At 43.7% G+C, this 6,051-nt stretch carries 5 protein-coding genes and 1 pseudogene; all 6 read left to right on the top strand.

Annotated features, from left to right (window positions below; genetic code table 11):
• Window positions 1-180: pseudogene (locus AB1N33_RS16480) on the top strand (IS3 family transposase); the annotation flags it as partial.
• A 51-nt stretch (window positions 181-231) separates the two neighbouring features.
• Window positions 232-921, top strand: coding sequence for a response regulator transcription factor (locus AB1N33_RS16475; RefSeq protein WP_411272662.1), 690 nt, complete (start codon window positions 232-234; stop codon window positions 919-921).
• Window positions 918-2,201: an ATP-binding protein gene (locus tag AB1N33_RS16470; RefSeq protein WP_411272661.1), complete on the top strand. Its 1,284-nt coding sequence runs from the start codon at window positions 918-920 to the stop codon at window positions 2,199-2,201. Before AB1N33_RS16475 ends, AB1N33_RS16470 begins: the two co-directional genes overlap by 4 nt.
• 25 nt (window positions 2,202-2,226) lie before the next feature.
• The gene (locus AB1N33_RS16465; RefSeq protein WP_411272660.1) at window positions 2,227-3,105 is read left to right on the top strand and encodes a hypothetical protein; all 879 of its coding nucleotides are present in this window, start codon (window positions 2,227-2,229) and stop codon (window positions 3,103-3,105) included.
• Window positions 3,106-3,118: 13 nt separating this feature from the next.
• On the top strand, window positions 3,119-3,496 hold the full coding sequence (locus AB1N33_RS16460; protein WP_411272659.1) for a 5-carboxymethyl-2-hydroxymuconate Delta-isomerase: 378 nt from the start codon (window positions 3,119-3,121) through the stop codon (window positions 3,494-3,496).
• A gap of 97 nt (window positions 3,497-3,593) precedes the next feature.
• Window positions 3,594-5,504 (top strand): serine hydrolase domain-containing protein, encoded by a 1,911-nt coding sequence (locus AB1N33_RS16455; RefSeq protein ID WP_411272658.1) that lies wholly within the window; start codon window positions 3,594-3,596, stop codon window positions 5,502-5,504.
• Window positions 5,505-6,051: the final 547 nt, after the last annotated feature.

Here is a 6,051-nt window from a genome sequence, read left to right as displayed (position 1 = left end):
AGAAGTCTGAAATCCGAATGGATGCCATCAACCGGCTACCATTCGCCAAATGAAGCAAAACGAGATGTGGGATATTACCTGATGAATTATTACAACTGGGAAAGACCGCATCAATTTAACGATGGGCTACCACCGGCAAAAGCGGAAGAATTAGCTAAAATGGTGTCTGGGTTTTATTGACCACTACAGCCAGAGAAAATAATATTAAATGTACTGATGGAATAAACTGCTATGCATCTGCCATGCTTACTAATAATTGAAGATGATCAACGCATAGCCATGCTTATTGCTAGCTTTCTACAAAAGGAAGGTTTTGAGGTTGAAATTGCGTTTGATGGTAAGCAGGCCTTGGGAATTTACTCAATGCGTCGTTTCGACCTTGTTGTACTAGATCTTATGCTGCCGGATATCGAGGGGACCTTATTAGCTGCACAATTAAAGTTAATAAAAGATCGTCCTATTCTTATGTTGACGGCAATTGATGATGAGTTACAAGAGGTTCAAGCGTTTGATGCAGGTGTCGATGATTACTTACCTAAGCCTGTCCAACCGCAAAGACTTTTAGCTCGGATAAAAGCCTTACTTAGACGAGTAAAACCTGAAAATTCTGGTAACGATACATCATTGATAGTAAATGAAGTCAATCGTGAGGTTTCTTATCTTGGTCAAAAAGTACTTCTCACCGACGCAGAGTTCGACTTGCTAGACTTTTTTATTAAGCATCCAAACCAAAAGATAAGCCGGGAACAGCTGATTAAAGGTTTACGAGGCTTTGATTATGACGGCCTGGATCGCTCTATTGATATGCGTGTCTCAGCCCTGCGCAAAAAGCTGTCCGATGAAATCGCTCCATACCGGTTAATAAAAACTATCAGAGGATTTGGTTATCTGTTTGTGATGCCGGGCAGCGAGCAAGAATGACAAAACTTTTTTGGAAGTTCTACTTACTAATTATATTTGGCTTTATCGGCGCGCAGTTAGTGCTTAGCATTTTGCTAAATAGTGTACTTGAAAAAGAAATTTCAAATGATGTACTAACCACATCTAAAGGTGTTAGCAACCTGATAAAGCAGCAATTTGCCGGACAGCCATCACAGCTTTGGCCGGAAATCTTATCGAAACTTCAATCCCAGTTCGGTTACCCGCTGTCTTTAGAGCCCGTAAATGGACTCGCCTTATCAACTAATGCCTCAGAGCAGCTAGTTACTCTGGGGCGAACCGTAGTTGCCGATGTGCCAATTGCAGGCCAAACACCAGTTAAAATTATCACACTATTAAGTGACGATACCGCTTTAGTCCAGCATATTAATGGCACTTTGGAAAACTCTCTGCCGCTTCAATTACTGCCCATAATTGTTTGGTTGCTTAGTCTTGCTCTCTTTGTCTTTTTAGTAACTTACCCGCTTTACCGGCGTTTAAGAAAACTGTCTGATATTGCTAATCAAGTTGCTCAAGGGCAGTTTAACGTGTCGTTTGCGCCTTTTACACGAAAAGAAACTGCTGAACTGGCCCAAGCCTTTGAACAGTTAGTCACCCGCATAAAGCTATTGCTGGACAATCAAAAATTATTCCTGCGCATTGTGGCACATGAGTTTCGCACCCCTTTGACGCGTGTACACTTTGCATTGGAAGCGATTAAAGACGAAAGCAATCAGTTGTCTGTTGCTGAGATTAATGCCGACCTGGACGAACTGAATGAAATGCTCAAAGAACTTGGCCGTTACGTAAAAATTAATGATGAGTTAGAGCGCAGACATCAGGGTGAGCATCACAACGCAAAGAGCGCCATTGAGCAGCAAATAGCATTACTTAAACAATCACACCCTGATATAGATATAAGCCTTAATTGGCATGGTCCGGAAACATTATTTTCGAATCCACAGCTTAATCAATATTGCATCCGGAACCTGCTAGCAAACGGGGCAAAATTTACCCGCACCACCCTAAAGGTAAGCGCATTAAACAACGAAAGAGGCTTGCAGCTAGTTGTTGAAGATAACGGCGAGGGTGTAAGCGATGACATGTTAAGTAAACTGGGCACGCCTTTTATTCGGCACACATCCAAGGGCGGACTGGGGCTGGGGTTATCTATCGTGCAAAACATAGTCCTCAAACTAGATGGAAAGTTACAGTTTAGCCATGCCTCACCACAAGGCCTGAAAGTTCACTTGTTTATCCCTACTTTTGGTAAGACTCTGTAAGACTTTACATTAGCCTTGGAAAACTATGGCAAAGTGGCGTGAAAATCCTAAGTTAAGCCACCATACAACGTTAACCAAGGGCTTCGACATGCAAATCTCTACCAATAATACTATTCACCTGGCTGACCAAACAGCACTAAAAAAGCAGGTCAGTGAGTTTAAACAGCAAGCAGCTAATAGCGATGGTGTATTGGTAGCATTTGAGTTCCAGTTAAGAAATCAGGATGACTTTTTTGCTCAGCTTGATTTTCTTCGTAATGCCGAAAATTTTCAGCCACCGCAATTCAACCAGAACAAACTTGGGTTGCCCCAACAAACTAGCGGAACCACGACTGAGCAACAAGATAAACTGGAGCAATACGCAAAACAAAGACTGCCGAGTTTCATAGATGAAGTTTTCACTAAGTTAGCCATGCGTGGCAATGCCAATGCTGCAGGCACAGCACTAGATGAAGAAAAGGCCTACCTCAGCAACCAAATCGAACAAGCGATTAATGCAGACGATCCGAATGCAATTTACGATACCCTTCAGGCGAACTTGTATTCGTTATCTGAGGTGCTTTTTAGCGAGGCCCAATTTATGGGTCTAATGCAAAACTTTGACGCGACTCAGCCTTTTAACACCAAAGCAGGCATTGCCGGTGAAGTGGGCACTCTGCAAGCACGCTATGATCAGGTTTATGCGCAAATTTCTGAAAAAAATGACGATACTGCCTTCGTCGAACTGTTAAAAAAGCGCAGAGAAAACTTTATCCAACCGCTTGAGAAAAATCTGACGCATGTACTTGGCTTTAACCCCTATAAAGAGCCGTCATTTAACAGCCACTATAACGCCAGTTCTGGCATGCCACTAAGCCTGTATGACGGATTTACCCGCATCAAATCGATCGATGTTCTGATTTAGTCGAGAAACAGTCATGCCACACATTAGAATTGAAGTTACAGACAACATTAGTATTGCCTTCAACAAGCTTCTCGCTGCAATAAACCGCACTTTGATTTGCAGCAGCGAATTTAAAGAGGCCGATATCAAAAGTCGCGTTGTGCCACTTCAATTTTATCTTGCGAGTAATGATAAGTCTGCGGGTTTTATTCATATCCAGCTTGAGCTGATGGCAGGGCGAAGTGACGCGCTCAAAGCCTCTTTAGCCCAAGCGCTACTTGAGACATTGTCGAGCTTTATCTGTGATACTAAGCTCACTATTCAAAGCAGTGTTCATGTCAGCGAACTGAATCCCGCATGTTACGCCAAAGCCCTTTTTAACAAGCAAGATATTCCTGCCCTGACATCGTAAGCTTTTGTAATTGTTTTGCTGTATTTACCTTTACCAAGGCTTACCACGCCAGAAAGCCATTGAGCATAAAATCAGCGCTTTTTAACAAGGAGCGCTTATGCTTAAATTTATATGTACGTTACTACTGACCTGTATTCTGCTAATCACCAGCAACCATGCTTTTGCCCAGAGTCCTGCCAAAACGCTTAATGGTAATGAACTAGAGATATGGTTTGACGCCTGGCTTAATCATGAGATAAAGCAGCAGGATTTAGCCGGGGTAACCGTTAGCGTCGTGCAACAAGATGAGGTCGTGTTTAGCAAAGGCTATGGTTACGCTGATGTCGAAACTAAAACGCCTTTAACAGCCTATCATCTAGTACGCCCGGGCTCTATCGCAAAACTGTTTACCTGGACCGCCGTCATGCAATTGGTTGAGCGTGGTCAGTTATCCTTAGATGCCGACATTCGTCAGTACTTAGACTTCGACCTAAAACTGCAGTTTGATGAACCAGTTACTATGCGCCATTTAATGACGCACACTGCAGGCTTCTCGGAGGTAGCTAAAGGGTTGTTCGCTTCGCAAACTAGCCCAAACAGTAATGAGCTTTGGTTAAAAGCGTATACCCCAACACAAAGCTTCAAACCTGGTACTGTGCCATCTTATTCCAACTATGGCGTTTCCTTAGCTGGCTATATTGTCGAGCGCATTTCAGGCCTACCCTTTGAAGATTACGTCGATACCGCCATTTTTAAACCACTGAAAATGCAGGGTGCCAGCTTCAAAAATCAGTTTGATGACACAGCAAAAAAAATGCTGGTGTCCAGCTATGCGTTGGCAAGTCAACCAGCTAAACCTTTTGAGGCTATCGCTGGCACCCCTGCCGGTTCTCTTTCGATATCCGCCAATGACATGGCCAAGTTTATGATTGCTCATCTTAACGACGGCAAATGGCAAGATACTCAGCTGCTCTCAGCAACCACCATTAACCTGATGCATAACTATGCTGCCATTAATATTCAAGGTTTAAATGCGATGGCACTTGGCTTCTATCGGGCTGACCGGAATGGACATACTATCATAGGGCATGGAGGTGATACGCTTTATCATCATAGTGATTTAAAACTGCTGCCTAATTTTAAAACAGGTATCTTCATCAGTATAAGCGGGATTGGAAAAGATGGTGCGGCGTATAAACTTCGTCCAGCAATTATTAACCGCTTTATTGACCGCTATTTCCCTTGTGATCACTGTATTGATGTTAATAGTGAGACGGAAGTTATCGCTGGAAGCGAAATGCGTGCTGCTAAGGTCGCCGGTAATTACATCTCCAGCCGCACCAGCTTTGATACCTTGCTGCAAGTTGGTAACTTGTTTCAGCAACTTAGCGTTACAGCATTACCTAATGGGGACCTTCTGATACCCGCCTTTGCTCAGCCCAGCGGCCAGCCCTGGATTTGGCGTGAGATATCTCCGTATCTTTGGCAACAAATCGGTGGCCAGGAAAAAATATCGGTATCACTCGATGCAAATGATAATGTCATAAAGTTATCTACCAGCTCATTAGCCCCGATAGCGAGTTGGTTGCCAGCAGCTGCATCACAGAACTCGACGTTACATTTGCTCTTACTCGGTCTATCTGCCTTGACGGCACTAGGTGCACTGTTAAATCTGATCGCGGAAAAGTACATTAGCGTGCGTCATGGCCTGATGCTCAATAAACCGAACTTCTATACGCACTCCCGCATCGCCTCATTAACGCTGATTCTTGCATTAGCGTCATGGGGCTTAGTACTCACAATGATGTCTCAGCTTAATGCTTCAGATTTGGTCATAAGAATCGCGCAACTTCTGACTCTGGCAAGCATAGTTGGAACATTCTTTACTGGTCGCTATACATTTGCTCAGTTGCGACACGGAGCCGGAAAATGGAAAAAATTACGTGCATTGCTGTTACTACTAGGCAGTATTTATTTCGCGCTAATCACCATTAGCAACGGTATGTTAAGTCTATCGCTTAATTACTAAGCGAAACTGACAATTACTTACAGTAAACAGATGTGAGAACTGAGAATATAGCGCCTCTAGTGCACATCCTGGTGTTACAGACCTTTGCCGCCTTCGGGCGGCTTTTTTGTATTATAAAAGATGTCTAATTCGAACAAACTCTATCTGTCGTCAAATTCAGATGTTTATCACTAATACGTCCATAAATATCGACAAGCGCTGAAAATTTGCCGCCCCAGCGACTAACTAAGAGTAAGGGCATAATTACTGTTTTTCTAAATACCCCCCATCTATCGCCAAAAGGCATTAGAAGGCCGCGCCCACGGCCGTTAATTCTGTGCGAGCAAGGTTTTGGGGCAAAACCTTGCGGGTAGTGCGTAGCATAATGTCTGCGTGCAGAAGCGTCAGCTCCCCGATGGGACGCCGGGTCAGGACATGACCGGTGAAAGTGTAAACCTCCCCTAATTAGTTACACCCATAATTAGAGGTTTCGGCCAGTTCATGCTTGGTTAAATATTCCCATGGTGTCAGATCATTCAGCGCATCATGTGGGCGCTCTTCGTTGTAT

It is taken from the genome of Alteromonas nitratireducens (assembly GCF_040812025.1).
GTDB lineage: Bacteria > Pseudomonadota > Gammaproteobacteria > Enterobacterales > Alteromonadaceae > Alteromonas > Alteromonas nitratireducens.
The sequence above is the reverse complement of the archived record's forward strand: the minus strand, read 5'-3'. Positions and strand labels throughout refer to the sequence as shown.

Excerpts from the sequence above, each read along its gene's own strand:
- AB1N33_RS16470 (WP_411272661.1), top strand. The coding sequence starts at position 918 with ATGACAAAACTTTTTTGGAAGTTCTACTTACTAATTATATTTGGCTTT.
- AB1N33_RS16455 (WP_411272658.1), top strand. The coding sequence starts at position 3,594 with ATGCTTAAATTTATATGTACGTTACTACTGACCTGTATTCTGCTAATC.
- AB1N33_RS16460 (WP_411272659.1), top strand. The coding sequence starts at position 3,119 with ATGCCACACATTAGAATTGAAGTTACAGACAACATTAGTATTGCCTTC.
- AB1N33_RS16465 (WP_411272660.1), top strand. The coding sequence starts at position 2,227 with ATGGCAAAGTGGCGTGAAAATCCTAAGTTAAGCCACCATACAACGTTA.
- AB1N33_RS16475 (WP_411272662.1), top strand. The coding sequence starts at position 232 with ATGCATCTGCCATGCTTACTAATAATTGAAGATGATCAACGCATAGCC.